Here is a 24,782-nt window from a genome sequence, read left to right on the forward strand (position 1 = left end):
AGGGCGCGCTACTTAAATAAGGCGTGCACGTTGTTCTGTTTGAAGTTCAGCGTCGGGTGCAGCTCTTCGATTTCAAACGACAGCGCCAGGTAACGGGCGTCCATCAGCCCGGCGAAATGGTCTTTAATCAGCGCAAACAGCATCTCACCCACCTGCTGACGGCTCTCAAGGCTGCGCCCGGCACCGATTTTCAGCGTCATGTGCACAAAGGCGTAATCGTGCCTGCCGTCGGCCATCTGCCAGGTGTCCACCCAGTGCGCGCGGCTGCGGATCCCACCGAGGGGGAAGATCCCGGTGGCGGCCAGCGCCTCGTTGACGCGGGCAAACAGGCCCGGCAGATCGGCCTGCTCACGGATGTTCTCAGTACATTCGACAATAAAGTGCGGCATGGGGCGTCCTTAAGCGGGCAGAGGGAAGACGGCGTTAACCTGGCCGGTGCCGGAGCTGGGGAACAGCTCGGTGAGAAACTCTACCTTGCCGTCGTATTTGTCCCAGCCGAGCATGCCGAGTAGCATCACCGTGTCGTGCATATTGCCTTCGCCGTAGCAGTAGTCGGCATACTCCGGCAGCATGCTGCAAAACTCCCTGAACTGGCCTTCGCGCCACAGCTTCACCACCCGCTCGTCCATCTGGCGATCGAACTCGCGGGTGTAGCTGTTCATCCCTTCCTCTGCGCGCTGGTCGTCGATAAAGCGGTGCGACAGCGAGCCGCTGGCCAGCACCGCCACGGTGCCGTCATATTTTTCAATCGCGCTGACGATGGCCTCGCCCAGCCTGCGGCTGTCGGCAAAGTCATGCACGGTGCAGAACGCCGAGATGGAGACCACTTTGAAGTGCTTATCGGCATTCATGTAGCGCATCGGCACCAGGGTGCCGTACTCCAGCTTCAGGCTCGGGATGTTGTGCGCTTTGGCGCGCACGCCCATCGCTACCGCTTCGTCGGCAATCAGCTGGCCCAGCTCGGGGTTGCCGTCGTAGTCGTAGGTCATGTCGCGGATAAAGTGCGGCAGCTCGTTGCTGGTGTAGATGCCTTTAAAATGGTCCGCACAGTTGATGTGGTAGGCGCTGTTTACCAGCCAGTGGGTGTCGAAGACGATGATGGTATCGACCCCCAGCTCACGGCAGCGTCTGCTGATCTCTTTATGTCCGTCGATGGCCCCCTGACGGCAGCCAAAATTTTTACCCGGTATCTCAGAGAGATACATCGACGGCACGTGAGTAATTTTTGCGGCCAACGCTAACTTGCCCATCTCATACCCCCCATTTTGGGATCGGATGATCGCCCATGGAGATACAGACGTTTTTCATCTCCGCGAACACCTCAAAGCTGTATTCCCCGCCTTCGCGCCCGGTGCCGGAGGCCTTCACGCCGCCAAACGGCTGGCGTAGATCGCGCACGTTCTGGGTGTTCACAAACACCATGCCCGCTTCGATGTTGCGGGCCAGGCGCAGCACCTTGCTGACGTCCTGGGTCCAGATGTAGGAGGCCAGGCCGTACTCCACGTCGTTGGCCAGCCGCAGCCCTTCGGCTTCATCTTTAAATGGCAGCAGGCAGGCCACCGGGCCGAAGATCTCCTCCTGGGCCACGCGCATGCGGTTGTCGACATCCGCCAGCACCGTCGGGCGCAGGAAGTTGCCGCCGCGCAGGTGTGCAGGCAGATCGGTCGGTTTGTCCGGGCCGCCCGCCAGCAGGGTGGCACCCTCTTCAATGCCGAGGCGGATATAGCCGGAAACTTTCTCCCAGTGCTGCTGGCTGATCAGCGCCCCGATCTGGGTATTCGGATCGGTCGGGTCGCCCACGCGCAGGCGGTTGGCGCGCTCGGCAAAGCGTTTGACGAATTCCGGGTAGATGCTCTGCTGGATGAAGATCCGCGAGCCGGCGGTGCAGCGCTCGCCGTTGATGGAGAAGATGGTGAACAGGGCGGCATCCAGCGCGCGTTCGATATCGGCATCCTCAAACACCAGCACCGGGGATTTTCCGCCCAGCTCCATCGAGTATTTTTTCAGTCCGGCGGTCTGCATGATGCGGCGTCCGGTGGCGGTGCCGCCGGTGAAGGAGACGGCGCGTACATCGTGATGACGCACCAGCGCGTCGCCTGCCGTTGCGCCATAGCCCTGCACCACGTTCAGCACGCCTGCCGGAATACCGGCTTCCAGCGCCAGCTCGCCCAGCCGGTCGGCGGTCAGCGGGGAGAGTTCAGACATCTTCAGCACCGCGGTATTGCCCAAGGCCAGGCAGGGCGCCACCTTCCAGGTGGCGGTCATGAACGGCACGTTCCACGGTGACACCAGGGCACAAACGCCTACCGGCTGCACCAGGGTGTAGTTGAGCATCTTGTCGTCGACCGGGTAGGTCTTGCCGTTCATCTGCTGGCACACTTCGGCGAAGAACTCGAAGTTGTGCGACGCCCGGGGGATCAGCACGTTTTTAGTCTGGTGGATCGGCAGGCCGGTATCGGCGGTCTCCATGGCGGCGATCTCCGGCACGTTCTGGTCGATGAGATCGCCCAGACGGCGCATCAGGCGCGCGCGCTCTTTCATCGGCAGGTTGGCCCATTTTGGGAACGCCGCTTTCGCCGCCTCTACCGCCTGGTTAATTTCGGCTTCACCGCCCGAGGCCACTTCCGCCAGCACCTCGCCGGTAGCCGGGTTGGTGGTGTGGAAAGTCTCGCTACCCGCCACGTTTTTGCCGTTGATCCAGTGGTTTATCTTTTTCATTACTTTACCTCCTCGCTGACAATCCGGTTGACCAGACGGCCAACGCCTTCCACTTCCACTACCACTTCATCGCCCGGGCGCACGTCGGCCAGCCCTTTTGGCGTGCCGGTAGCGATCATGTCGCCCGGCTGCAGGGTCATAAACTCACTCAAATACGCGATCAGGAACGGGATGCTGAAGATCAGATCCGCGGTGCTGCCCTGCTGACGCAGCTCGCCGTTGATCCAGGTGCGCAGGGTGAGGTTGTGCGGATCGGCAATCGCCGATTTATCGACGATCTGCGGGCCGATGGGCGTCAGGCCGTCGCGGCTTTTCACCCGCAGGTTCGGACGGTAGTAGTTTTCCAGGTAATCGCGGATCGCGTAGTCGTTGCAGACCGTGTACCCCGCCACGTACTCCATGGCGTCGGCTTCGGTGACGTTACGCGCGGTTTTGCCGATCACCACCACCAGCTCGGCTTCATAGTGCATGTACTCGACGTTGTCCGGGCGCATGGAAGTCTGGTTGTGCTCGTTAAAGGTGTTCGGCGCTTTGATAAATACCAGCGGCTCGGTGGGCGGTTTAAAGTCCAGCTCGCTGGCGTGATCGGCGTAGTTCAGCCCCAGGGCAAACAGCGTGCCGCTGGTGGAGAGCGGCCAGGCGAAGGTGCGTTCTTTTGCCAGCTCGCGGGCGTTGACCACGCTGTTTTCCAGCGTCGGCAGCCCTTCAGCCCGCACGCGCACGCGGTCGCCCGGGTGCAGGGCCACGCGGGACTGCGGGGTGCCCAGCAGAATGGCGTCGCCCGGATTGAGGGTGGCGAAGGCGCTCAGCTCGCTCAACAGGGTGGCGGCGTTGCGCTGCAGATCGGCAGTGCTCCAGCGATCCACTTCCCGGCCGTTGATCTCGGTGACGATCGTCAGGTTATCGACGTTATTAATCGACGCGCTTTCACCCACGGGGCAGAACCCGTCCCGGCATTTGGCTTTGATCGCCGGGCGGTAGAAGCTCTCCTCCGGCAGGCTTACCTCGTTCGCCAGCGCGTACCCCGTAATGTAGTCGGCGGCCTCTTCCGGGCTGATTTTGCTCGCGGTTTTACCGACAATCAGCGCCACCGTCGCGCCGCTCAGCACCTGTTCGCCTTCGGGATGCGGGATGACATCGCCGGAGCGGATCAGGGTATTGCGCGGTTTGATAAACCAGACGGCGGTTTTCGGCGGCGTGTTGTAAGGGGGCTGGTTAAATGCGTCGCGCCAGGCGTCGAGCTGGCTGCGGTGATTGAGTGCCACCGCGAAAACAGTTCCTTTCATTCCTTTCTCCTCAGGCCCGGTTAACGGGTTTTGAGTTCATTAATATGTTAATGATTAGGTTTTAGCCCCTCGCTTTGCATTTGGCAAACAGAAGTAAATAATTTGTGATATCAATAACAATAAATTTACATGTGTTTTAATTTTCTGTTATAAATCAGTGGCATAATATTTTTATGTGATATCTGTTAGACTTTTCGTCCGCGCCGCGGGTGCCGGAAAGCCGCGCGAGGCATTGATTGTTTCGTTATTAATGATGTTGAGGTGGGAGCGCCATGCACGATTCGTTAACTATCGCACTACTCCAGGCGCGGGAAACCGCGATGACCTTTTTTCGCCCGATTATCAAGCAGCACAATCTGACGGAGCAGCAGTGGCGGATCGTACGCGTGCTGGCGGAACACCCGTCGATGGATTTTCACGATCTGGCTTTTCGCACCTGCATTCTGCGTCCGAGCCTGACCGGCATCCTCACGCGCATGGAGCGCGACGGGCTGGTGCTGCGCTTAAAGCCGCTCAACGACCAGCGCAAGCTGTACGTCTCCCTGACGCAGACCGGGCAGAAGCTGTATGAAAACGCGCAGGCGCAGGTGGAAGAGGTTTACCGGCAACTCGAGGCGCAATATTCGCCAGAGAAGATGCAACAGCTGACCGCGCTGCTGCGGGAGTTTATTGCACTGGGCGATCGGCAGAATGCCAGACAGGAAGATGAGTAGGGCCGTTCACTCATCAGCACGATTTCCGTAAAGTTTTCGCTTCCCAGGCCGAAAATTCTGTACCTGTCTGGTGGAATGAGAAATCATGTTAAATCGTATCAAGATTGTTACCAGCTTATTGCTGGTTTTGGTTATTTTTGGCCTTTTACAACTCACATCCGGTGGTCTTTTCTTTAATGCCTTAAAGCATGACAAAGAAAACTTCACCGTCCTGCAAACCATTCGTCAGCAACAATCCACGCTTAACAGCAGCTGGGTCGCGTTGCTGCAAACCCGTAACACCCTGAACCGCGCGGGTATCCGCTACATGATGGATCAGAACAACATCGGTAGCGGTGCGACCGTAAACGATCTGATGCAGATTGCTTCTGCTTCCCTGAAGCAGGCGGAAAAAAGCTGGGCGGAATACGAAGCCCTGCCGCGTGACCCGCGTCAGAGCGAAGGCGCCGCGCTGGAAATCAAACGTAACTACGACATCTATCACGGCGCGCTGGCCGAGCTGATCCAGCTCCTGGGCGCAGGCAAGATTAACGAGTTCTTCGATCAGCCGACCCAGAGCTACCAGGACGGTTTTGAGAAGCAGTACGTTAACTATCTGCAGCAGAACGACCATCTGTACCAGACTGCCGTCGATGACAGCAACAGCTCCTACAGCCAGGCCATCTGGATCCTGCTCAGCGTGCTGATCCTGGTGCTGGTGGTGATCGTTGCCGTCTGGGGGGGCATCCGTCACGCCCTGATCGTGCCGCTGAACCGCCTGACCGACAGCATTCGCCATATCGCCAGCGGCGACCTGGTGAAGCGCATCGAGGTGGAAGGCTCTAACGAGATGGGGCAGTTGGCCGATACGCTGCGTCATATGCAGGCTGAACTGATGCGTACCGTGGGCGACGTGCGTAATGGTGCCAATGCCATTTACAGCGGTGCGAGCGAAATCTCCATGGGCAACAACGATCTCTCCTCCCGTACCGAGCAGCAGGCCGCTTCCCTGGAAGAGACCGCTGCCAGCATGGAAGAGCTGACCGCTACCGTGAAGCAGAATGCCGAGAACGCCCGTCAGGCAAGCCATCTGGCGCTGAGCGCGTCCGAAACCGCGCAGAAAGGCGGTAAAGTGGTGGATAACGTGGTGCAGACCATGCGTGACATCGCCGGCAGTTCGCAGAAGATTGCCGACATCATCAGCGTGATCGACGGTATTGCTTTCCAGACCAACATCCTGGCGCTGAACGCCGCGGTTGAAGCGGCGCGTGCCGGTGAGCAGGGTCGTGGTTTTGCGGTGGTGGCCGGGGAAGTGCGTAACCTGGCGCAGCGCAGCGCCCAGGCAGCCCGCGAGATCAAGAGCCTGATTGAAGACTCCGTGGGTCGCGTTGAGCTGGGTTCTACCCTGGTTGAGAGCGCCGGTGAAACCATGGGCGAGATCGTCAGCGCGGTAACCCGCGTGACTGACATCATGGGCGAAATCGCCTCTGCTTCTGACGAGCAGAGCCGCGGTATCGACCAGGTGGGTCTGGCGGTCGCCGAAATGGATCGCGTGACGCAGCAGAACGCCTCGCTGGTGCAGGAATCTGCGGCAGCGGCGGCGGCACTGGAAGAGCAGGCGAGCCGCCTGACTCAGGCGGTGGCGGTGTTCCGTATTCAGCAGGAGCAACAGAAAGCCCGCGCGCACGCGGCGGTAAAAACCGTCGCAACGCCGTTAACGACGCGTAAAGCGGCCGTTTCCGACAGCGGTGATAACTGGGAAACCTTCTGATGTAAAAAAGCGCCCTGTTCAGGCAGGGCGCGTTTAGTTGCCGGGTGGCGGCTTCGCCTTACCCGGCCTACAAGACCGTAGGCCCGCGCAAGCGCAGCGCCGCCGGGCAATGCTCGTTACCCTTCGGCGTTCACCACTTTGATCTCCACCATGCCGATCCCCAGCTGGCGCGGAGAGTGACCCAGGATATTCCCCTCGTTGGTAGATTCCGGTGCCGGAGGCACAATTACCAGCGTATTGCTGCGCGACGGGTTGTCGAAATGCAGCGTGGTAGTGGTGACCTCATTACCGAGGGTCAGGGTTTGCTCTTTATCGCCTATCCGCACCGGGATAGGTTTATTGGCGTTTGGCCCCCAGGCTTTGGCGGTGATCACCAGGTCGAATTTCGTCGGCAGCGGCTGGTTGTATTCGATTTTCACCTCATCCCCCAGCTGGGCGTTAGACCAGCGTCCCCAGGATTCCGGGCGGGAAATGCCGCTGAACTGCTTCACCTCTTCTGGCGCACCGGCGACGTTAAAGACGAAGCTGTCAGCCTTGTAGCGAATATCGTTGTCGGAGACTTTCAGCATATCGACGTTGCGCTTGTAGCGATCGGTGTTGATAACGGTATCTTTAAAGGCCGTTTTGCCCTTCCACTGCGCTTTATCAACGTGCTGAACGGTCTGCTCGCCACCCAGTTGACCCTGAGAAACACACCAGTCGGTGGAGAGCGCCAGCGGCTGCGACCACAGTTGACCCATCTTGTAGCAGCGATCGACCCAGACGAAGTTATCCCGCGGGGCGAAGTCGGCCAGCTGGTAGCGCAGCGGGGCGGAGTATTCGCTTTCCGGCAGCGGTTCAACGCGCTTATCGGAGACGCGCAGCAGCAGCGGCAGACGGAAGTGGCTCCCGGAGAACGCCATCATGCTTTTCTGGCTGTCGATGGTGAAATCTTTCAGCTCTTTCGGGAAATTCCACAGGCGGATAACGTCCGGTTTCCACGCCAGCACTTTTTCCTTCATGTTGAGGAATACCTCTGACAGCGACTGCCCGGAGAGGCTGCTGCGGCCGAGGCCGATAAAGTTATCCCCGCCGAGAATATCCAGCACCGTTGCGCCGTTATCCATAGTGTTGCGCTTAACGGCCATGACCTCCTGCTGAGGTTTGTCGCCACGCAGGATAAAGAACAGGTTGCTGCGATCCTGCTTGTTCAGCGCATCCCAGGCGGTGTTCTTCATCGCCAGATGGTCGGAAGAGACCACAATGACCGTATTTTTAAAGTACGGCGAGGCTTTGATTTTTTCGATCAGCGCCGAGATATGCTCCTGGCTACAGCCCACCGCGCTGAACGACTGATTCGGTTTACCGTCAATCGCGTAGCTCTTGCGCTGGCAGGTGCGGGAGATAAAGCCATCCGGGTGGTGAGTATCTACCGTCAGGGCAAACAGCGAGAAGCGTTTGCCGGACTGCGACAGCTCCTCGAATTTTTTCCAGGTTTCATCCAGCACCGTGTCGTCGTAGAAGCCCCAGTCGTTGCGGTATGCCGGGTCCGCGACGGTGGTTTTTAACTCCTCTGCGCCGTACAGGTGGTCAAAGCCGTGGGACTGCAGGAAGACGTCTTTCCCGGCGAAGCGCAGGTTGGCACCCTGCATGAAATAGTTCTCGTATCCGGAATTTTTCAGGATGTCGCCAAGGCAGATGTTCTGCGGGAAGAAGCTGGAGACCGAGGCCGAGGCGTTGCCTTCAAAGGGCGCGAACAGCGGGATGCCGCACTGAGACGCGACCATCCCGGCGATGGTGTAATCGGTGCCTGGTAGCTGTGCGGTGTGGCTGAAATCGATCCCTTCGTTCTTAATGGCACCCAGTTCCGGGGCGAGGTCCGGGAAGGCATTATTATCGAAATAGGTGCGCTCAAGGCTCTCGCCGTAGATATAGACGAGGTTGAGTTTCGGGTTGGGGATCGTTTTGCCCGGCTCTTTGTAATACGCCGCGAAGTCGGGATCGCCGTCGCGCGACTGCGATTTCACCAGCTCGGTGATCTGATGAAACGCCGGGCTGGCATCCACCGAGGCGAGCGCCAGCACCAGCGCCAGCAGGCTGTAGCCGAGGTGATGCGGATGATGACGGCGGCGGCGCAGGATCCAGCCCAGCAGGGCAAACACGCCCACCAGCGCAACCACCACGCCAACACCCGGAAGTATGTACTTACTAACCCCAGCGCCGGTTAGACTGTTGGTCAGGGTATAGAGGACGGCATCGTTAATACCATCCCCGGTAAAATAGTCGCTGGCGTAGAGAGTAATGTTTAAAACGACAAAAAGCCCCAGCACCAGAAGGGTGACGGCAAACCACCAGGTATTACGGCCCGCCTTGCGGGAATAAATCACCACCGAGGCGAGAAACAGGGCAACAGAAATGAATTCTGACAACAACTTATCCTCAATAAGGGCAGTCGCTGGTTAGCGGACTAACTGTATAATTTTTGGGTTATACAATGTAATGGCGATGCCATTTAGCTGCAATTGTAGTGTCACGGAATTGTGCTGTTGTTAGGATTTGGTTTAGAAAACGCAATGTTTGACGGGCGTCGCTTTATGCAGAAGGGATAAAGGCCGCGACTCTCGCCGCGGCGCAGGGGGATCAGGAGATAAAGCTGAGTCCCTGTTTCAGGACAAAATCACAGGCCTGGGCTTTGACCTTTTTCGCCAGCGGCGTGTTGCCGATGGTTTCCAGATTAAGCTGCTCGCCGTTATTCGCATTCAGCAGACCCTGGATCCCTTCCAGATAGTTAGTGTCCTGCTGCTGCTCCTCCTGGGTCTCCAGCCCCAGTTTCCCCAGTACCTGATTTTTAATATTGGTGGCATCGGTCATCGAGGCCAGCTTCTCTTTGGCGCAGTATTCAAGGATCCCGGCCGCATTATTCATGTTGCTGGCGCTGAGCGACTCGGTGCCGCTGTTGAGCAGGCCGGTCAGCGAGGAGAGGGAGAGGCCGCCGTTCTGGGATGTGGTAGTACTGGTGCTGTTGTTGCCCGCGCTAAGCTGGCTGGCGGCGCTGTTGAGCGTATCTTGCCAGGAGGAGGCCGCCTGTGCCGCGCCGGTGACCAGCAGGGCGCTTACTGCGGCGCTGAGAAGAAAATGTGTTTTCATAAAGGCTACTCTGTCGATGGCCCGCCGGGGCGGAATGGCTGGCAGTATAAACCCCCGCGGCACCCGACTTCCCGGGAAAATATCCTAATACTCTTTACCGGTAACGCGGCTGCGATAGCTTTCCCAGTCAAAAATCACATACAGGCTGTTGCCGAGCTTCATGCGATCCATCACCCGTTCACCCAGCAGGCGGGTCATCTCATCCACGTTGTGGTTGGTGAGCATGCCGGTAGGGCGCTTGGAGGAGGAGCGACGGTCAACGATCTGGTTGATGATCACTTTTTCATAGCGTGATTCGGTCTGTACGCCGATCTCATCGATCACCAGCAGATCCACGTTACTCAGATCGTTCAGCAGCTGCTCTTCGCTGGTTTCCCGGTTGCTGAAGGTATCTTTCATCGCCGACATGATATCGGCCACGGTGATAATCAGTACCGATTTGCCCCGCAGCAGGAGTTCATTGCAGATCGCCGCCGCAAGGTGGTTTTTGCCGGTGCCCGGCTTGCCGCTGAAGATAAAGCTGGCGATATTGCCGTCAAACTCCTCGACATACTGGCGCGCCTGTTGCAGGGCTTTTAGCTGTCCCTGGCTCTCGACTTTATAGTTATCGAAGGAACAGTTTTGATGCAGGGGGCGAATACCGGAGCGGTTAAAGGTGCGCTGCATTTTCATGGCGCGGTTCTCACGCGCCAGCGCTGCGGCGCGGATCTCACCCTGCTCCTTCTGCCACGCCAGCAGCTCTTCGCCGGTGGTAAAGGCCGGTTTGACGTTGGCGGGCATCATCTTTTGCAGACGCTTCATCAGTTCGCCGAACTCTTTCATTTGGCACCTCGGAATCCGTGGGGGATCTGTTTATCCGGTTCTGAAAAGGCATTCACGTCGCGTTTAGCCTGCCCGCCGCTACTGGCCCGGTTGATCTGCACGCTGCGCGCCAGCTTTTGCTGCCACTGGATATGATGGAAGACTTTTCCTTCCGCCTGCCAGTAAGCGGTGAAGGCGGCCAGCTCTTCCGGGGCAACAGGCTGGGTAAGGGCGATGCCCCACAGCGCCGCCTGGCGTTGAAAATCGGGGTCGGGCTGCCAGCCGTTATACATGGCGAATTTGCCCATCGGCACCGCAACCGGCGCGCTGGTGGGTTCGTCGAAGAATTGTGTATCCAGAGTGACATCGCTGGTCGGGCGCGACAGGCGCGCTTCCAGCTCCAGCAGCTGGGCCAGACGCTGGGGCGTGATCGCATAAAAAGCCGGTGTGTTATCGGCAAAAACGGCGACAGTACCGCCTTCAGCATTGGCCAGCACGCCGCGGGGATCGTGCATAAAGGCATCAATGCCAGTGACGCTGGTGGTCAGGATTCTGGAGGACATAATACTTCTCTACTGGATTACTGCGGACGTGATATGGGCTTATGGTAGCACAGAGAGGAGGGGGCAGGCAGGGGTCTGACAACCGCTCTCTGCCCCCCTGAAAAATCAGGAGATAATGTTCAGCGTCACATCAATATTGTTGCGGGTGGCGTTGGAGTACGGGCAGACAATATGCGCCGCATCGACCAGCTTTTTCGCCTCGGCGGCGTCCATCCCCGGCAGGTGGATATTCAGTTTCGCTTCAATACCAAACCCGGTTGGCAGCGGACCGATCCCCACCTCCCCTTCGATAAAGGCATCCTGCGGCAGGGTGATTTTGTCGCGGTTAGCCACAAATTTCATCGCGCCGAGGAAACAGGCTGAATAGCCTGCGGCAAAGAGCTGTTCCGGGTTGGTCACTTCACCGCCCGCGCCGCCCATCTCTTTGGGGACACCCAGTTTGACATCCAGAACGCCATCGGACGATGTCGCGCGGCCATCACGGCCCCCGGTGGCTTTGGCTTTGGCGGTATAGACAACTTTATCTAAAGACATGGCAGGTTCCTTATTTCAGGGTTGTGTGCAAGCTATGGACAGGTATAACGCAAGGCAACCTGAACCGCCATCTTTCGGTAGTGCTGACGCTGGGCCAGCTCATCGGCCCCGTCTTCAAACAGCAGGGTGAAGGTGTAGCTGTTGGCCACATAGTGAAAGCTGAAGCTGCTGATCAGGCGGTGCAAATCGCGGGCGTTCACCGTCTGGTTAAACAGCTGCTTCGCTTTGCCACGCTCAAGGATCGTTTCCAGCAGATCCAGCGCGCTGCGATTCACCTGGCGCAGTAGCGCCGACTGCTGCATAAACCGCCCGCGCTGCATGTTCTCCATGCAGATAATACGGATGTAGTCCGGGTGGTCAGCATGATAATCAAAGGTGGTTTCGACCAGATGTACCAGGGCTTCAACCGGCGGCAGCGCATCCAGACTGAGCTGCTTTTCACTGGCGCGGATCTGGGTATAGACATACTCCAGCACCAGCAAATAGAGGTTTTCTTTGGTTTTAAAGTGATACACCACCATGCGTTTGGTGGTGCCTGCCTTCTCGGCAATCTGCTCCATGCGCGCGCCGTTCAGTCCGTACTCGGCAAACAGCGAGAGGGCGCTGAGAAAAATTTTATCTTTCAGGCGGGATCCGTCGCTGTTTTCTGCGTGTTCGCTGTCAGGGGTAGACACATCCGTTCCTTACTTAGCCACATGAGAACTCAGGATTATCGCCACGGCAGACGGATAACACAACTCTCAGACCCGGGGGCGCTTGCGGTAGAGCCAGAGCCCGGGGATCGACAGCCCGATGGAGAGCGCGCCGACAATCGACGAGGCCTTCAGGAAGTTGGTTAACAGCATGATCATCTGCGCTTCGCTGTAGCCAAAATGGCTGATTTTTACCGCCGAGATCATCGCGGTATAGGCCGAAATGCCCGGAAACATCGGAATGACCGCTGCGACGGTAAAGACCTTGGGGTGGGCCAGATACCAGCGCGACCACTGGATCCCGATGCTGCCGACCAGCATTGAGGCCATAAAGGTCGACCATTCGATATTCAGCCCGGCGGTCATCATCGCCATGCGCGAGCCATGCCCTATCGCCCCCAACAGTGCACACCACGGCAGCGCGCGGCGGGGGACGTTAAACACCATGGCAAACCCCACTGCCGGGATGGCCGACAGCATCATGTCCTGGGCCAGCGCCCACAGAAAATCGATCACGCCCATCCGCGGAGCCCCCATAAGGTCATGGCCATCACCACCCCGATACAGGTGGCGAGCGTCAGTAAACTGGCAATCGCCCAGCGCGCCAGGCCAGTATTGATGTGCCCTTTAAACATATCGGCCACGGCATTAATCAGCGGAAATCCCGGCACCAGCAGCAGCACGCTGGCGGCCATGGCGATGGTCGGCGTGCTGGTGAAGGCGGGTATCCGCAGCAACAAACCGGAAACCGTCGTCGCGACAAAGGCGGTAATGCAGAAATTAATTTGCGGGTGCAAATGCCGGTGCGTCAGTAGCTGGCGCACATACATGGCGAGGAAGCTGGCGATAAAGGTAATAAAGGCGCCGTCCCAGCCGCCATTATTGAGTTTGCAGAAGCAGGCGCAGGAGAGACCGACCATCAGCACGACCAGCCAGCGCGGATAGCGTAGCGGCTTGATTTGGCTGAAGCGTTTTTCGATCCCCTGCGCATCCAGCAGCTTATGTTCCGCCATAATCACGATGTGCTGCACTTCGGTCACCACGTGCATGTTGATCCCGCGATCGTGGTTTTTGCGCGTTGAGGTCAGACACTGGCCCGCTTTAATGGTGGTCAGCACGATGGCATTGGATGAGATTGAACTCTCCACGCTGTCCATGCCCAGCGCCAGCCCCAGACGGGTGGAGAGCTCCTCGACCAGGGCGCTTTCTGCGCCGTGCTGCAATAAAAAAAGGCCGCACTGAATACACAGTCGCGTGGCGGCGCGTTGTGATGATTGATCTGCCTGCATCTGTTGCCCTGAGGAGAGAGTGACGATTGGATGATCCTGATGTCTACTTTTAGCACACAACCCGGTGTCGCTTGCTCTGGGTCAGATCAAGGTTTAAGCAGATTCGTGCTCGCTGTATTAGTGAAAAACGGCCTCAATAATTATTAATCTCTATGCTTTTTATATTAATATATTTATTTATTTTATATTTAGAATATCTAATTTGCTGTTTTTGAAAATATCACGGGGTAGGGGTTAACATTTAATGCTAATTTTGCAATATTAATGCCGTTTTTGGCGGTGTATAAATTTGTGATGCTGGTTCTTATCGCACTCTCATTTCGCTCAGTTAATGAAAAAGGAAAACATTACATTTTTACGTCGCCCTGTTAAACAAACAGGTATTTCAATTGGATGAATGACGTGGAATGGCCGTATGAATGGATTCGGAGCGAAAATGCCGTCAATAAGTTGTAAAAGCGTAATAATAATCAGTAAATCACCCATAATGCAAACCGGTCTCGGCAGCATTATGTCACGCTATTTTCCGGATTATGAGCGCGCATTTTGCCGGTCTCAGGAAGAGCTGACGCTTCTTCAGTTACGCCGCGCCATCGTGGTCATCGTGGATATCTCAGGCGACCAGCGTAATCCGCGTAGCCACTGCGATCAATATTACACATTACAGAACCAGTATCGGGATATTCACTGGATTTATCTGGTTCCGCGCGCCATTTATCCCCTCGCCGTCGAACTCTTAATGCGCCCGGAAAGTTCCTTGCTTTCCGATATAGAGCCCATTGAAAGTTTAGTGAAAGCCATTCAATCCGGGAGCGAGCACGCGGAGCGTATTAGCCAGACATTATTAAAACCCGAGCCGGAAGAGTTTAATGACAATCAGGATGATGTCATGTTGACCTTTTCGGAACGAAAAGTACTGCGCCTGCTTGGCAAAGGATGGGGGATTAATCAGATCGCTGCATTACTGAAAAAAAGTAATAAAACAGTGAGTGCGCAAAAAAATAGCGCGATGAGAAGACTCTCCTTAACCAGTAATGCCGAAATGTATGCGTGGATTAATAGCACCAAGGGAATGAAAGAGCTGAGTTTATTCTCAGCCTATGGAGAGCAAGACGAATGGAAAAGAGCGCTACAAAAAGACATATCGCTATCGTCGAAAAGTGCATGATGAGTGCTATGGGGTTGAAGCATCTTTTTGCCAACCCATCACTTAATGGCTACGAAATACATCTGTTTAGTAACATCGCCAGTTTTCAGTCCACACTTAATTTTGTCCCGTATTCATCGCTGATTTATTCACTCTCTGATGAGCGAGAAGAGCGGCGCAACTGTCTGGTGTGTCTCAAGGAGGTGGCTACCACCCACGGTATGATTCAGCGAATTGTACTGGCCTCAGACGCGCGAGAAGCGAGCCTGATGAATCAGCTTTCCCCTTCACGTCTGCACGGGATCGTTCTCAAATCCGATCCGCTGGCCGCTCTACAGGAGCAGCTGGGTAAATTGTTGAATGAGACCCGACGGGTGAATGACAGCATAAGCAATCACTGGAACATTCATCGCGGACGGTTATTAAGCCCGACCGAACGCGCCATTTTGCAATTTATGTCGTGTGGCTTTTCCATCCAGGAAATTGCCACCCGACTGGAACGCAACATCAAAACTATTCGTGCGCATAAATTTAATGCCATGATGAAACTTGGCGTGCACTCCGACGTGGGGTTACTGGATGCGGCAGATATTCTGACGCACTTCCCGGTACCGGATCACCGGACACCACGCTTCCTCTCTGCACTTCAGTCCTGATCCAGGATCTCCCGCCCGCGCCAGATCTGGATCTGGCTCGGATTTTACTGACAAACGTCCACCCAGGTTGCTTTAGTGAGCTCGGCCATTCTCTGTGGGGAGATGCGCACCGCGCTGTGAATGGCACCTGCGGCGGGCAGGACTTCGGCGTACTCCCTGAGCGAAACATCGCAGTAGATCGCCAGCGGATTTTCCAGCCCGAAAGGGCATACGCCGCCAACGGGATGTCCGGTAATCGTCACCACTTCATCGCTGCTCAGCATGCGGGCTTTCGCCCCAAACGTCTGCTTCAGCTTTTTGTTATCCAGGCGCGCGTCACCTTTGGCAACAACCAGAATCACCTCATCTTTAATTTTTAGCGACAGCGTTTTCGCTATCTGACCCGGCGCGACATTATGCGCCTCGGCAGCCAGCGCAACGGTAGCGGTACTTTGACCCAGCTCGATGACTTCAACGTCAGGGGCATGGTCAGCAAAAAACTGGCGCACAGACTGCAAACTCATTGTTTCCTCCAGAAAAATACTCTGCGTAATCTGTCATAAGAAATTATGCTCTGTAAATATTCCCTAAGTAACAAAACTCCAACATCAGCGATTTCTGGATCCTCTTCACATTCACGGAAACCGGTTACAGTAACCGGTTGCAGACCGTGAAGCAGAGATTAATACTGATTACGTCATTTCCCCTGTATCCAATAATAAGAGTCGATTATGAAACCTATCCGTTTGAGCAGTACCGCTGGTATACGAACCAGCAAGGTGGTGAAAGTGGTATATGGAACACCGTGCGGCGTAATCGCGCCCGAAACGATCGTCTGACAGGAGAGCCGTTATGTCTGCCAACCATGCTGCGTTTAACCTGATATTCCGCTTTGTTGAAAACTATGTCAGCCCCATTGCCGGACGCATCTCGTCCCAGCGTCACGTGATGGCGATCCGCGACGGTTTTATCTCCGCCATGCCGTTTATGATCGTCGGCTCGTTCTTATTAGTTTTTGCCTACCCGCCATTTTCACCGGACACCACCTGGGGCTTTGCCCGCGCCTGGCTGGATATGGCGAAACAGTTTGAAGGCCAGATCCTGACCCCCTTCGATATGACGATGGGGGTGATGTCACTCTATATATGTGCTGCTATCGCCTACAACCTCGGCAAACACTACGTTAAGTCGCACCAGCTCGATCCCTTCATGTGCGCCATGCTGTCGCTGATGGCCTTCCTGCTGATTGCTGCGCCAAAAACCAAAGGTGCATTGCCGGTAGACAGCCTCGGTGGGACGGGGATCTTCACCGCCATTCTGGTGGCGATCTATTGTGTGGAGATGATGCGTTTTCTGAAGGCGCACAATATCGGTATCCGCCTGCCCGATCAGGTGCCGCCGATGATCAAAAACTCCTTCGATCTGCTGATTCCGGTGCTGGTAGTGGTGTTAACCCTTTATCCGCTGAGCCTCTTCATCCAGTCTGAGTTTGGCATGCTGATCCCGCAGGCGATTATGGCCATCTTTAAGCCGCTGGTCTCCGCGGCGGACTCCCTGCCGGCGATCCTGCTGGCGGTGCTGATTGGTCATCTGCTGTGGTTTGCAGGCATTCACGGGGCGGCGATTGTCTCCGGGATGCTGCAGATGTTCTGGCTGACTAACCTCGGGATGAACCAGACCGCGCTGGCGCAGAGCGCGCCGCTGCCGCACATCTTTATGGAGGCGTTCTGGACCTTCTTCATTGTGATTGGCGGCTCCGGAGCAACAATGGGGCTGGTGTTCTGCTACCTGCGTAGCCGCTCGGCGCACCTGCGTTCGATTGGCCGTCTGAGCGTGGTGCCGAGTATTTTCAACATTAACGAGCCGGTGATCTTTGGTACGCCGATCGTGATGAACCCGGTGTTCTTCATTCCGTTCCTGCTGGCTCCGATGGTGAATGCGGTGCTGGCGTGGGCCGCGATGAAGCTGGATTTGATTGGTCGCGTGATCTCCGTGGTGCCGTGGACGGCGCCTGCACCGGTGGGTGCGGCATGGGCGTTGGGCTGGGATTTCCGCGCGGCGGTACTGGTGGTACTGTTAGCCCTGGTCTCCGCCATCATCTACTACCCGTTCTTTAAAGTGTACGAGAAGCAGCTGCTGGCGCAGGAGGCTGAAGAGGCCCAGCGTGCCGAAGAGGAAAGTCAGCAGGTGGCGTAATAAAAGCGAAACGGCAACGCAGGTTGCCGTTTTAGTGTGTGCCCTCAAGCCCGCACGGAACTATTTAAGCGTGCAGTCGCCGCATTGCTGAACATCCGGCAGGCGATAGCGCTGACAGCAGGTGCGGCGCACCAGCAGCCCGTCGCGCGGAACCACAGTGCGGTAAAGCGGGTTATCACGTCCATCCGACAGCTGACGAGCGAAGAAAATGGCCTGGCGCAGCGCGTCGACCTTCTCATCACCCAGCAGGGTTTTCATTTCGTTCAGATACCAGTGAATTAAATACCCGGTATTGCTCCAGATAAGTTTGCCGTTGATCTCACCCGTCTCTTCCAGCGCCTCAACCACCGGGATCAGTGCCCGGGTAATCAGCACTTCTATTCTTTGCTGCGCAGAAAGCGAGGTTGTGTGGCTGTCTTCCTGGACGTCGATCCAGAAGCAGGCGGCGCGCCCGGTTTCGTGAAACTCAACGTGGAAATGTTCAGGGGAGAGATCCAGCGCCACATCCTGGGTAAGCAGGGCCAGCATCATCGGCGGCACCATCAGCCCGATATACCATTGCGCCCACAGCGACAGCAGCGGCTTATTCTCGCGCGCCAGCGTCGGTTGATTGCGGTAGATATGATCGGAGTAGGTCGCCAGCAACGACTGCAGTTCAGCAGGGCGTTGCCACTGCGCCAGCGTCAGGGCGTGATGCGGAGGGGGCTCATCCAGCTTGATGACATCCAGCATATGCGCACGCGTCTCGGCAATGGCGTCACGCACCGCATCCGCAAGCCCGGAAGGCCCGGTCGGAAGGCGGGTTTGCCAGATAACATTCTCAATGACGTGTGCAGAGCGTATGGCCATAATTGGGCTGGATAAAAATCTAAATGATAATGATTGCCAATCCTAACTATAGATAAAACCGTGCGCAAGATTTTTTACACAATTACGTCCTACGCTGACAAATGAGAAATTATATCATATGATATTGGTTATCATTATCGAAGTGAGAGACGGATCATGTTGAGCAGAGCGTTAGGGAGTGGATGGGGAGTGATACTGCCGGGGGCGATGATTGCCGGGCTGGCCTTTACCGATCTGTCGCTGGCGGTCTGGAAACTGATTATCGTGTCGGGATTGCTGATGTCATCCGCCATGATCTGGCATAAACAACTGCGGCACTTTGTGCTGCTGCCATCATGTGTAGCGCTTATTGCGGGAATGTGGGTTCTGGCGATGAATCTGAACTGAAGGGATAACAAGAGAGAACGTCAGGAGAGATAAGATAATTGGTGCGAGGGGGGGGACTCGAACCCCCACATCCTAAGGACACTAACACCTGAAGCTAGCGCGTCTACCAATTCCGCCACCTTCGCACAGTCATCTTATTTTGTTGATATCGCCTCGTTGGTGCGAGGGGGGGGACTCGAACCCCCACATCCTAAGGACACTAACACCTGAAGCTAGCGCGTCTACCAATTCCGCCACCTTCGCCCAGTGCGAGCAATATCAATCATGGTTGTTGGTGCGAGGGGGGGGACTCGAACCCCCACATCCAAAGGACACTAACACCTGAAGCTAGCGCGTCTACCAATTCCGCCACCTTCGCATACCAACGATACAAAAAAGTATCGCAACCACGGAGGCGCATTCTAGATGTTTTCAGCTGTTCGTCAACTGATAATTGTGCTGGATGTTTTTTTTGTTGCAAAAATGGCCTGATCGGGCAGATCAGGCCGGAGGGAGACGTTATTTCTTCGCCTGACGGGTCATGATCGCGCGGTAGATCTTAAAGCGGCCGGTCTGGGCCAGCACTTCGTGGAAGCCGAAGACTTCATCCAGCACTTTCGGATACGGCAGGAAGGCGTTCGCCACGATACGCAGCTCGCCGCCGCTGTTCAGATGGCGCACCGCGGTGCGGATCAGCGTCTGTGCCGCTTCGAGGCTGGTTTCCATCCCGTCATGGAACGGCGGGTTGGAGATGATCATATCGAAACGGCCGGTCACGTCGGAGAGCACGTTGGAGGCAAATACTTCGCCCTCAATGCCGTTTGCGGCAAGCGTCGCGCGGCTGGCTTCAATGGCGGACGCGCCGACATCGGTGAGGGTTAAACGCACTTTCGGTGAGTGGCTGGCGAGTACGGCCGAGAGCACGCCCGCACCACAGCCGACATCCAGCACTTTACCTTTGGTATGCGGCGTGAAGGTGGAAAGCAGCAGCTGGCTGCCGACGTCCAGACCGTCACGGCTGAAGACGCCCGGCAGCGTTTTGATGGTCAGGCCATCCAGCTGGTACTCGCCCCAGTATTTTTCCGCGTCGAAGGTCGGTTTTTTGTCCAGCCGGCCATGGTACAGGCCACAGCGACGGGCGCTGTCAACTTTGTTCAGCGTGGCGTACTCCGCCAGCATCTGCTCGGCGCTGCGCACGCCGCTGCGGTTTTCACCGATTACGAAGATGTCGCAGCCCACCGGCAGCAGGGAGAGCAGGTTCATCAGCTGGAACTGGGCTTCAGGCTTGTTCTTCGGCCAGTAGTAGATCAGCGTATCGCAGTCCGCCACGTCGCTCTGTTCCGCTACCAGGCTATAACGGACGCGCTCGCCCATCTGGCGGCTCAGCACCTGCCAGTGGTGATACTGCTGGGTGTGCGCGCGGCTTTCGGCGCACTCGAAACGGGCAGGCAGGTCATCCTGCATATCTCCGGCAAACAGAATACGGCTTTGTTCGAAATCATCACTGTGACGCAGCAAGACTTCACTTGCCGGGGTAAATGCAGACATGAATTGTTCCTCAATAAACTCAGGCGGGGATTATAGTAGGTAGATGGCGCAGATTCGACACATTTGCTATATTTGCGCGCCTGACAGACAGGAGTTTTCGCAATGGCATCCCGACGAGACAGGCAATTACAGCAACTGGGCATCACCCAGTGGGCGTTGCGCCGCCCGGCGGCCTTGCAGGGCGAAATCGCCATCTCGCTTCCGGCGCACGTTCGTCTGGTGATGGTGGCGCAGAGCCTGCCCGCGCTGAGCGAGCCGCTGATTGCCGACGTGCTGCGCGCACTTAAGCTGAGTGCCGATCAGGTGCTACAGCTGACGCCCGAGCGCGTAGCCATGCTGCCCCCTGAGGGACGCTGTAACAGCTGGCAGCTGGGCGTGATGGAAGAGATAACGCTGGAGGGCGGCAACCTGGCCACCCCGGTACTGGACGAACTTAACGCTAACCCGGCGGCACGTCGCGCGCTGTGGCAACAAATCTGCGAACATGAACACAATTTCTTCCCTCACGACGACTGATTTAGCGCAGGCTTTTGACATCGAAAAACGCGCCCACGCCTTTCCGTGGAGTGAAAAAACGTTTGCCAGCAACCAGGGCGAGCGCTACCTCAACTATCGGCTGGATGTCGATAATACCCTGGCGGCTTTCGCCATTACGCAGGTCGTTCTGGATGAGGCGACGCTGTTTAACATCGCCGTGGATCCTGCCTTTCAGCGCCGTGGGCTGGGCAGAGAGCTGCTGGAACATTTAATTCGCGAGCTGGAAGCACGAGACGTTTTCACGCTGTGGCTGGAAGTACGGGCCTCGAACGCCGCCGCCATCGCACTCTATGAAAGCCTGGGCTTCAATGAGGCGACGATCCGCCGTAACTATTACCCCACCGCAGAAGGACGTGAAGACGCCATCATCATGGCTCTGCCGCTTGGATAACTAAAAAGGTTGTAACGATGAACTGGGACTGGATTTTCTTTGATGCTGACGAAACGCTGTTTACCTTCGATGCGTTTGGCGGCTTACAGCGGATGTTTCTCGACTACAGCGTGACCTTTACCGCTGAAGATTTCCAGGATTACCAGATGGTGAACAAACCGCTGTGGGTGGATTACCAGAACGGGGCGATCACCGCGTTACAGCTGCAGCATCAACGTTTTCAGGGCTGGTCCGAGCGCCTTAACGTTCCGCCTGGCGATTTGAACCATGCTTTCCTTAACGCGATGGCTGAAATCTGCGCCCCGCTGCCGGGCGCCGCGTCGCTGCTTGCCTCCCTTAAAGGAAAGGCGAAGCTCGGGATCATCACCAACGGCTTTACCGCGCTGCAGCAGATCCGCCTGGAACGCACCGGTTTTCGTGACTATTTTGATTTATTAGTGATCTCCGAACAGGTAGGCGTGGCCAAACCGGCAGCGAAAATCTTTGATTATGCGCTGGCCCAGGCGGGCAATCCTGACCGATCAAAAGTCCTGATGGTGGGCGATACGGCAGAGTCCGATATCCTTGGCGGGATGAATGCCGGGCTGTCTACCTGCTGGCTGAATGCGCACAACCGCCCCCTGCCGGAGGGAATCAAACCGACCTGGACCGTGGCCTCCCTGAGCGAACTGGAGCAACTCCTGTGTAAACATTGATTGCCTGCCCCCCATTGATGGGTAAAATAGCCGCATTTTCGTATTCATGATGCGTGGCCTGCTGCCGCGCTTTTTATAGAAGATTCTATTATGACGTTGTCTCCTTATCTGCAAGAGGTGGCGAAGCGCCGTACTTTTGCCATTATCTCTCACCCGGATGCCGGTAAAACCACCATCACCGAAAAGGTGCTGCTGTTCGGACAGGCGATCCAGACCGCCGGTACGGTAAAAGGCCGTGGCTCCAGCCAGCATGCAAAATCTGACTGGATGGAGATGGAAAAGCAGCGTGGTATCTCAATCACCACCTCCGTGATGCAGTTCCCGTATCACGACTGCCTGGTGAACCTGCTCGATACCCCGGGGCACGAAGACTTCTCCGAAGATACCTACCGTACCCTGACGGCGGTGGACTGCTGTCTGATGGTTATCGATGCCGCAAAAGGCGTTGAAGATCGTACCCGCAAGCTGATGGAAGTGACCCGTCTGCGCGATACGCCGATCCTCACCTTTATGAACAAACTCGACCGCGACATCCGCGATCCGATGGAGGTGATGGACGAAGTGGAGCGCGAGCTGAAGATTGCCTGTGCCCCGATCACCTGGCCAATCGGCTGCGGCAAGCTGTTTAAAGGCGTCTACCACCTCTATAAAGACGAAACCTACCTGTATCAGACCGGTAAAGGTCACACCATCCAGGAAGTACGCGTCGTTAAAGGGCTGGATAACCCGGAGCTGAACGCGGCGGTCGGCGATGAGCTGGCAGAGCAGCTGCGTGACGAGCTGGAGCTGGTAAAAGGCGCATCTCACGAGTTTGACCAGGATCTGTTCCTCGCGGGTGAAATCACCCCGGTCTTCTTCGGTACCGCGCTGGGTAACTTCGGCGTCGACCATATGCTGGACGGTCTGGTGGAGTGGGCGCCGCAGCCGATGCCGCGTAACACCGACACCCGTGAAGTGGTCGCCAGCGAAGAGAAGTTCACCGGCTTCGTGTTTAAGATCCAGGCCAACATGGACCCGAAACACCGTGACCGCGTGGCCTTTATGCGCGTGGTGTCCGGTAAGTACGAAAAGGGCATGAAGCTGCGCCAGGTGCGTACCGGTAAAGACGTGGTGATCTCCGATGCGCTGACCTTTATGGCCGGCGACCGTTCCCATGTGGAAGAGGCCTACCCGGGCGACATCATTGGTCTGCATAACCACGGTACCATCCAGATTGGTGACACCTTCACCCAGGGCGAGATGATGAAGTTCACCGGTATTCCGAACTTCGCGCCGGAACTGTTCCGTCGTATCCGTCTGCGGGATCCGCTGAAGCAGAAACAGCTGCTGAAAGGGCTGGTTCAGCTGTCGGAAGAGGGTGCGGTGCAGGTGTTCCGTCCAATTTCCAATAACGATCTGATTGTCGGCGCCGTTGGGGTGCTGCAGTTCGACGTGGTCGTAGCCCGCCTGAAGAGCGAATACAACGTTGAAGCGATTTACGAATCGGTCAACGTGGCGACGGCGCGCTGGGTTGAGTGTTCTGACGTGAAGAAATTCGAAGAATTTAAGCGCAAGAACGAGATCCAACTGGCGCTGGATGGCGGTGATAACCTCACCTATATCGCCCCAACCATGGTTAACCTGAACCTGGCACACGATCGTTACCCGGACGTTCAGTTCCGTAAAACCCGCGAGCACTAATCCCTTCTCAGAGCACGGCAGCCGCCGTGCTCTGCTTAAATCCCTGCCTTTTTAATCCCTTGCGGAATGTTCTTAATTCATCATCTTTTGTTACTTGTTGGTCATTTTTTAGCCAATTCTGAAAGCAGCGCGCCGAGAGTGATCTATATTTAACTCAGTGTTTAACACCGGGCGCAGATGAAAGCTCCACTCAATGCGTGTTGATAAGGTTCTCATCTCGCCCGAGTGTTGATTGGTAGTATGAAAGACTACTTACACGTGATGTTTGACGCTCGAATTCGGAGCAAACCACAGGAATACATCGATGAATACTAAAAAACTGACGATTTCGAAAACTCTGCTGGCGGTGATGATGGGTAGCGCTCTGGTATGCGGTTCTGCAATGGCGGAAACCACGACCACGGATAAAGCGCAATCCGCAGCGAACACCGCAGGGGAAAAAATCGATAACTCTATGAATAAAGTCGGTAACTTCATGGACGACAGCTCTATCACAGCAAAAGTAAAAGCTGCACTGGTAGACGCTGATGATATCAAGAGCACCGATATTTCCGTAGAAACCGAGAAAAACGTGGTCACGCTGAGTGGCTTTGTCGAAAGCCAGGCGCAGGCTGAAAAAGCCGTTGCCGTGGCGAAAAAGGTAGAGGGTGTGACCTCCGTCAGCGACAAACTGCACGTGCGTGACGGCAAAGAGCAGTCCGCCAAAGGCTATGCCGGCGATACTGCAACCACCAGCGAAATCAAAGCTAAACTGTTAGCTGATGACATCGTGCCATCACGTAAAGTGAAGGTTGAAACCACCGACGGTGTGGTTCAGCTGAGCGGTACGGTGGATTCCAGGGCACAAAGTGACCGTGCCGAGAGCATCGCAAAAGCCATTGATGGCGTGAAAAGCGTTAAAAACGATCTGAAAGTTAAATAAAACACGACAATCGTCCTTCTGGCTGAGGCCAGAAGGCGAGATAAGAATTACACCTTAGATATCGCCGTGAGCAACCTGAGCGCTCACCATGCGGTCGACATTAACTATGGTTAAGGAGAGTCTTATGTTTCGTTGGGGCATTATTTTTCTGGTTATCGCGTTAATTGCCGCCGCTCTGGGTTTTGGTGGTCTGGCAGGTACAGCGGCGGGCGCGGCGAAAATTGTCTTCGTCGTCGGTATTATCCTGTTCCTGGTTAGCCTGTTCACCGGACGCCGTCGTCCATAGCTCAGGTTATGGGTACGTTGACGAAAAAGGCTCATGCACAGCATGAGCCTTTTTTTAT

27 protein-coding genes and 3 tRNA genes are annotated in these 24,782 nt (G+C 56.1%); 12 read left to right on the forward strand and 18 right to left on the reverse strand.

Annotation, left to right across the window (positions count from 1 at the left end; genetic code table 11):
• Nucleotides 1–8 precede the first annotated feature (8 nt).
• Genes ACP4QI_RS02770 through hpaG form a run of 4 tightly spaced genes read right to left on the reverse strand, consistent with a single transcriptional unit; the run spans nt 9 to nt 4,004 of the window.
• Nucleotides 9–389 (reverse strand): 5-carboxymethyl-2-hydroxymuconate Delta-isomerase, encoded by a 381-nt coding sequence (locus ACP4QI_RS02770; protein WP_285111101.1) that lies wholly within the window; start codon nt 387–389, stop codon nt 9–11.
• Between the two features lie 9 nt (nt 390–398).
• The gene (gene hpaD / locus ACP4QI_RS02775; RefSeq protein ID WP_426495514.1) at nt 399–1,250 is read right to left on the reverse strand and encodes a 3,4-dihydroxyphenylacetate 2,3-dioxygenase; all 852 of its coding nucleotides are present in this window, start codon (nt 1,248–1,250) and stop codon (nt 399–401) included.
• Between the two features lies 1 nt (nt 1,251).
• Entirely contained in the window at nt 1,252–2,718 is a 1,467-nt protein-coding gene (hpaE, locus tag ACP4QI_RS02780) for a 5-carboxymethyl-2-hydroxymuconate semialdehyde dehydrogenase (protein WP_426495515.1), read from the reverse strand.
• On the reverse strand, nt 2,718–4,004 hold the full coding sequence (gene hpaG / locus ACP4QI_RS02785) for a 4-hydroxyphenylacetate degradation bifunctional isomerase/decarboxylase (RefSeq protein ID WP_426495516.1): 1,287 nt from the start codon (nt 4,002–4,004) through the stop codon (nt 2,718–2,720). Before hpaG ends, hpaE begins: the two co-directional genes overlap by 1 nt.
• Nucleotides 4,005–4,276: 272 nt before the next feature.
• Here hpaG and hpaR point away from each other — a divergent pair, with 272 nt between their 5' ends.
• On the forward strand, nt 4,277–4,717 hold the full coding sequence (hpaR, locus tag ACP4QI_RS02790; RefSeq protein WP_231313120.1) for a homoprotocatechuate degradation operon regulator HpaR: 441 nt from the start codon (nt 4,277–4,279) through the stop codon (nt 4,715–4,717).
• Nucleotides 4,718–4,802: 85 nt separating this feature from the next.
• A complete protein-coding gene (gene tsr, locus ACP4QI_RS02795; protein ID WP_142488131.1) occupies nt 4,803–6,467 on the forward strand; it encodes a methyl-accepting chemotaxis protein in 1,665 nt (554 codons plus the stop codon).
• A gap of 116 nt (nt 6,468–6,583) precedes the next feature.
• Here tsr and opgB read toward each other — a convergent pair whose 3' ends face one another.
• From opgB to ACP4QI_RS02835, 8 genes are all read right to left on the reverse strand, one after another.
• On the reverse strand, nt 6,584–8,875 hold the full coding sequence (opgB, locus tag ACP4QI_RS02800) for a phosphatidylglycerol--membrane-oligosaccharide glycerophosphotransferase (RefSeq protein ID WP_426495517.1): 2,292 nt from the start codon (nt 8,873–8,875) through the stop codon (nt 6,584–6,586).
• A 211-nt stretch (nt 8,876–9,086) separates the two neighbouring features.
• Entirely contained in the window at nt 9,087–9,593 is a 507-nt protein-coding gene (locus tag ACP4QI_RS02805; protein ID WP_426495518.1) for a DUF2501 domain-containing protein, read from the reverse strand.
• A gap of 84 nt (nt 9,594–9,677) precedes the next feature.
• A complete protein-coding gene (dnaC, locus tag ACP4QI_RS02810; RefSeq protein ID WP_039030489.1) occupies nt 9,678–10,415 on the reverse strand; it encodes a DNA replication protein DnaC in 738 nt (245 codons plus the stop codon).
• A complete protein-coding gene (gene dnaT, locus ACP4QI_RS02815) occupies nt 10,412–10,957 on the reverse strand; it encodes a primosomal protein DnaT (protein WP_142488134.1) in 546 nt (181 codons plus the stop codon). Before dnaT ends, dnaC begins: the two co-directional genes overlap by 4 nt.
• A gap of 105 nt (nt 10,958–11,062) precedes the next feature.
• Nucleotides 11,063–11,491, reverse strand: coding sequence for an organic hydroperoxide resistance protein (locus ACP4QI_RS02820; RefSeq protein WP_142488135.1), 429 nt, complete (start codon nt 11,489–11,491; stop codon nt 11,063–11,065).
• Between the two features lie 32 nt (nt 11,492–11,523).
• The gene (locus ACP4QI_RS02825; protein ID WP_142488136.1) at nt 11,524–12,165 is read right to left on the reverse strand and encodes a TetR family transcriptional regulator; all 642 of its coding nucleotides are present in this window, start codon (nt 12,163–12,165) and stop codon (nt 11,524–11,526) included.
• A gap of 66 nt (nt 12,166–12,231) precedes the next feature.
• Nucleotides 12,232–12,705, reverse strand: coding sequence for a threonine/serine exporter (locus ACP4QI_RS02830; RefSeq protein WP_156262865.1), 474 nt, complete (start codon nt 12,703–12,705; stop codon nt 12,232–12,234).
• Complete coding sequence (locus tag ACP4QI_RS02835; RefSeq protein ID WP_142488138.1) at nt 12,696–13,472, reverse strand: threonine/serine exporter family protein; 777 nt, start codon at nt 13,470–13,472, stop codon at nt 12,696–12,698. The genes ACP4QI_RS02830 and ACP4QI_RS02835 overlap by 10 nt, the downstream gene beginning before the upstream one ends.
• Before the next feature lie 436 nt (nt 13,473–13,908).
• Between ACP4QI_RS02835 and ACP4QI_RS02840 the strand changes: the two genes are divergently transcribed.
• Together ACP4QI_RS02840 and bglJ are read left to right on the forward strand one after the other, a co-directional pair.
• Nucleotides 13,909–14,640, forward strand: a complete 732-nt coding sequence (locus tag ACP4QI_RS02840) for a helix-turn-helix domain-containing protein (protein WP_426495588.1) — start codon at nt 13,909–13,911, stop codon at nt 14,638–14,640.
• Nucleotides 14,640–15,275 carry a DNA-binding transcriptional activator BglJ gene (bglJ, locus tag ACP4QI_RS02845; RefSeq protein ID WP_426495589.1) on the forward strand — a complete coding sequence of 212 codons (636 nt, stop codon included), beginning with the start codon at nt 14,640–14,642 and terminating at the stop codon, nt 15,273–15,275. The genes ACP4QI_RS02840 and bglJ overlap by 1 nt, the downstream gene beginning before the upstream one ends.
• 44 nt (nt 15,276–15,319) lie before the next feature.
• On the opposite strand, the gene ACP4QI_RS02850 is transcribed toward bglJ, so the two are convergent.
• A complete protein-coding gene (locus ACP4QI_RS02850) occupies nt 15,320–15,778 on the reverse strand; it encodes a YbaK/EbsC family protein (protein WP_142488139.1) in 459 nt (152 codons plus the stop codon).
• 328 nt (nt 15,779–16,106) lie between these two features.
• Between ACP4QI_RS02850 and ACP4QI_RS02855 the strand changes: the two genes are divergently transcribed.
• Nucleotides 16,107–17,450, forward strand: a complete 1,344-nt coding sequence (locus ACP4QI_RS02855) for a PTS sugar transporter subunit IIC (protein ID WP_142488140.1) — start codon at nt 16,107–16,109, stop codon at nt 17,448–17,450.
• A gap of 60 nt (nt 17,451–17,510) precedes the next feature.
• On the opposite strand, the gene fhuF is transcribed toward ACP4QI_RS02855, so the two are convergent.
• Nucleotides 17,511–18,299 carry a siderophore-iron reductase FhuF gene (gene fhuF, locus ACP4QI_RS02860; protein WP_142488141.1) on the reverse strand — a complete coding sequence of 263 codons (789 nt, stop codon included), beginning with the start codon at nt 18,297–18,299 and terminating at the stop codon, nt 17,511–17,513.
• A gap of 156 nt (nt 18,300–18,455) precedes the next feature.
• On the opposite strand from fhuF, the gene ACP4QI_RS02865 reads away from it, so the two are divergent.
• Entirely contained in the window at nt 18,456–18,686 is a 231-nt protein-coding gene (locus ACP4QI_RS02865; protein ID WP_156262866.1) for a DUF1435 domain-containing protein, read from the forward strand.
• 39 nt (nt 18,687–18,725) lie between these two features.
• Here ACP4QI_RS02865 and ACP4QI_RS02870 read toward each other — a convergent pair.
• The 4 genes from ACP4QI_RS02870 to rsmC form a co-directional block, all read right to left on the reverse strand.
• Nucleotides 18,726–18,811: transfer RNA gene (locus ACP4QI_RS02870), tRNA-Leu, on the reverse strand.
• A 32-nt stretch (nt 18,812–18,843) separates the two neighbouring features.
• Nucleotides 18,844–18,929, reverse strand: a tRNA-Leu gene (locus ACP4QI_RS02875).
• Between the two features lie 29 nt (nt 18,930–18,958).
• Nucleotides 18,959–19,044: transfer RNA gene (locus ACP4QI_RS02880), tRNA-Leu, on the reverse strand.
• Nucleotides 19,045–19,184: 140 nt separating this feature from the next.
• On the reverse strand, nt 19,185–20,213 hold the full coding sequence (gene rsmC, locus ACP4QI_RS02885; RefSeq protein WP_142488143.1) for a 16S rRNA (guanine(1207)-N(2))-methyltransferase RsmC: 1,029 nt from the start codon (nt 20,211–20,213) through the stop codon (nt 19,185–19,187).
• A gap of 102 nt (nt 20,214–20,315) precedes the next feature.
• On the opposite strand from rsmC, the gene ACP4QI_RS02890 reads away from it, so the two are divergent.
• The 6 genes from ACP4QI_RS02890 to ACP4QI_RS02915 all read left to right on the forward strand — a co-directional run bounded on the left by ACP4QI_RS02890 (nt 20,316) and on the right by ACP4QI_RS02915 (nt 24,724).
• Nucleotides 20,316–20,729: a DNA polymerase III subunit psi gene (locus ACP4QI_RS02890; protein ID WP_142488144.1), complete on the forward strand. Its 414-nt coding sequence runs from the start codon at nt 20,316–20,318 to the stop codon at nt 20,727–20,729.
• Entirely contained in the window at nt 20,698–21,141 is a 444-nt protein-coding gene (rimI, locus tag ACP4QI_RS02895; RefSeq protein ID WP_156262867.1) for a ribosomal protein S18-alanine N-acetyltransferase, read from the forward strand. The genes ACP4QI_RS02890 and rimI overlap by 32 nt, the downstream gene beginning before the upstream one ends.
• Nucleotides 21,142–21,158: 17 nt before the next feature.
• Nucleotides 21,159–21,836 carry a pyrimidine 5'-nucleotidase gene (gene yjjG / locus ACP4QI_RS02900; protein ID WP_156262868.1) on the forward strand — a complete coding sequence of 226 codons (678 nt, stop codon included), beginning with the start codon at nt 21,159–21,161 and terminating at the stop codon, nt 21,834–21,836.
• A 90-nt stretch (nt 21,837–21,926) separates the two neighbouring features.
• Nucleotides 21,927–23,516 (forward strand): peptide chain release factor 3, encoded by a 1,590-nt coding sequence (gene prfC / locus ACP4QI_RS02905; protein ID WP_142488147.1) that lies wholly within the window; start codon nt 21,927–21,929, stop codon nt 23,514–23,516.
• Nucleotides 23,517–23,820: 304 nt separating this feature from the next.
• The gene (gene osmY, locus ACP4QI_RS02910; protein ID WP_426495519.1) at nt 23,821–24,438 is read left to right on the forward strand and encodes a molecular chaperone OsmY; all 618 of its coding nucleotides are present in this window, start codon (nt 23,821–23,823) and stop codon (nt 24,436–24,438) included.
• Between the two features lie 124 nt (nt 24,439–24,562).
• Complete coding sequence (locus ACP4QI_RS02915; RefSeq protein ID WP_002887716.1) at nt 24,563–24,724, forward strand: DUF1328 domain-containing protein; 162 nt, start codon at nt 24,563–24,565, stop codon at nt 24,722–24,724.
• Nucleotides 24,725–24,782: the final 58 nt, after the last annotated feature.

This window comes from Leclercia sp. TB492 (assembly GCF_049974505.2).
GTDB classification, from domain to species: domain Bacteria; phylum Pseudomonadota; class Gammaproteobacteria; order Enterobacterales; family Enterobacteriaceae; genus Enterobacter; species Enterobacter adecarboxylatus_C.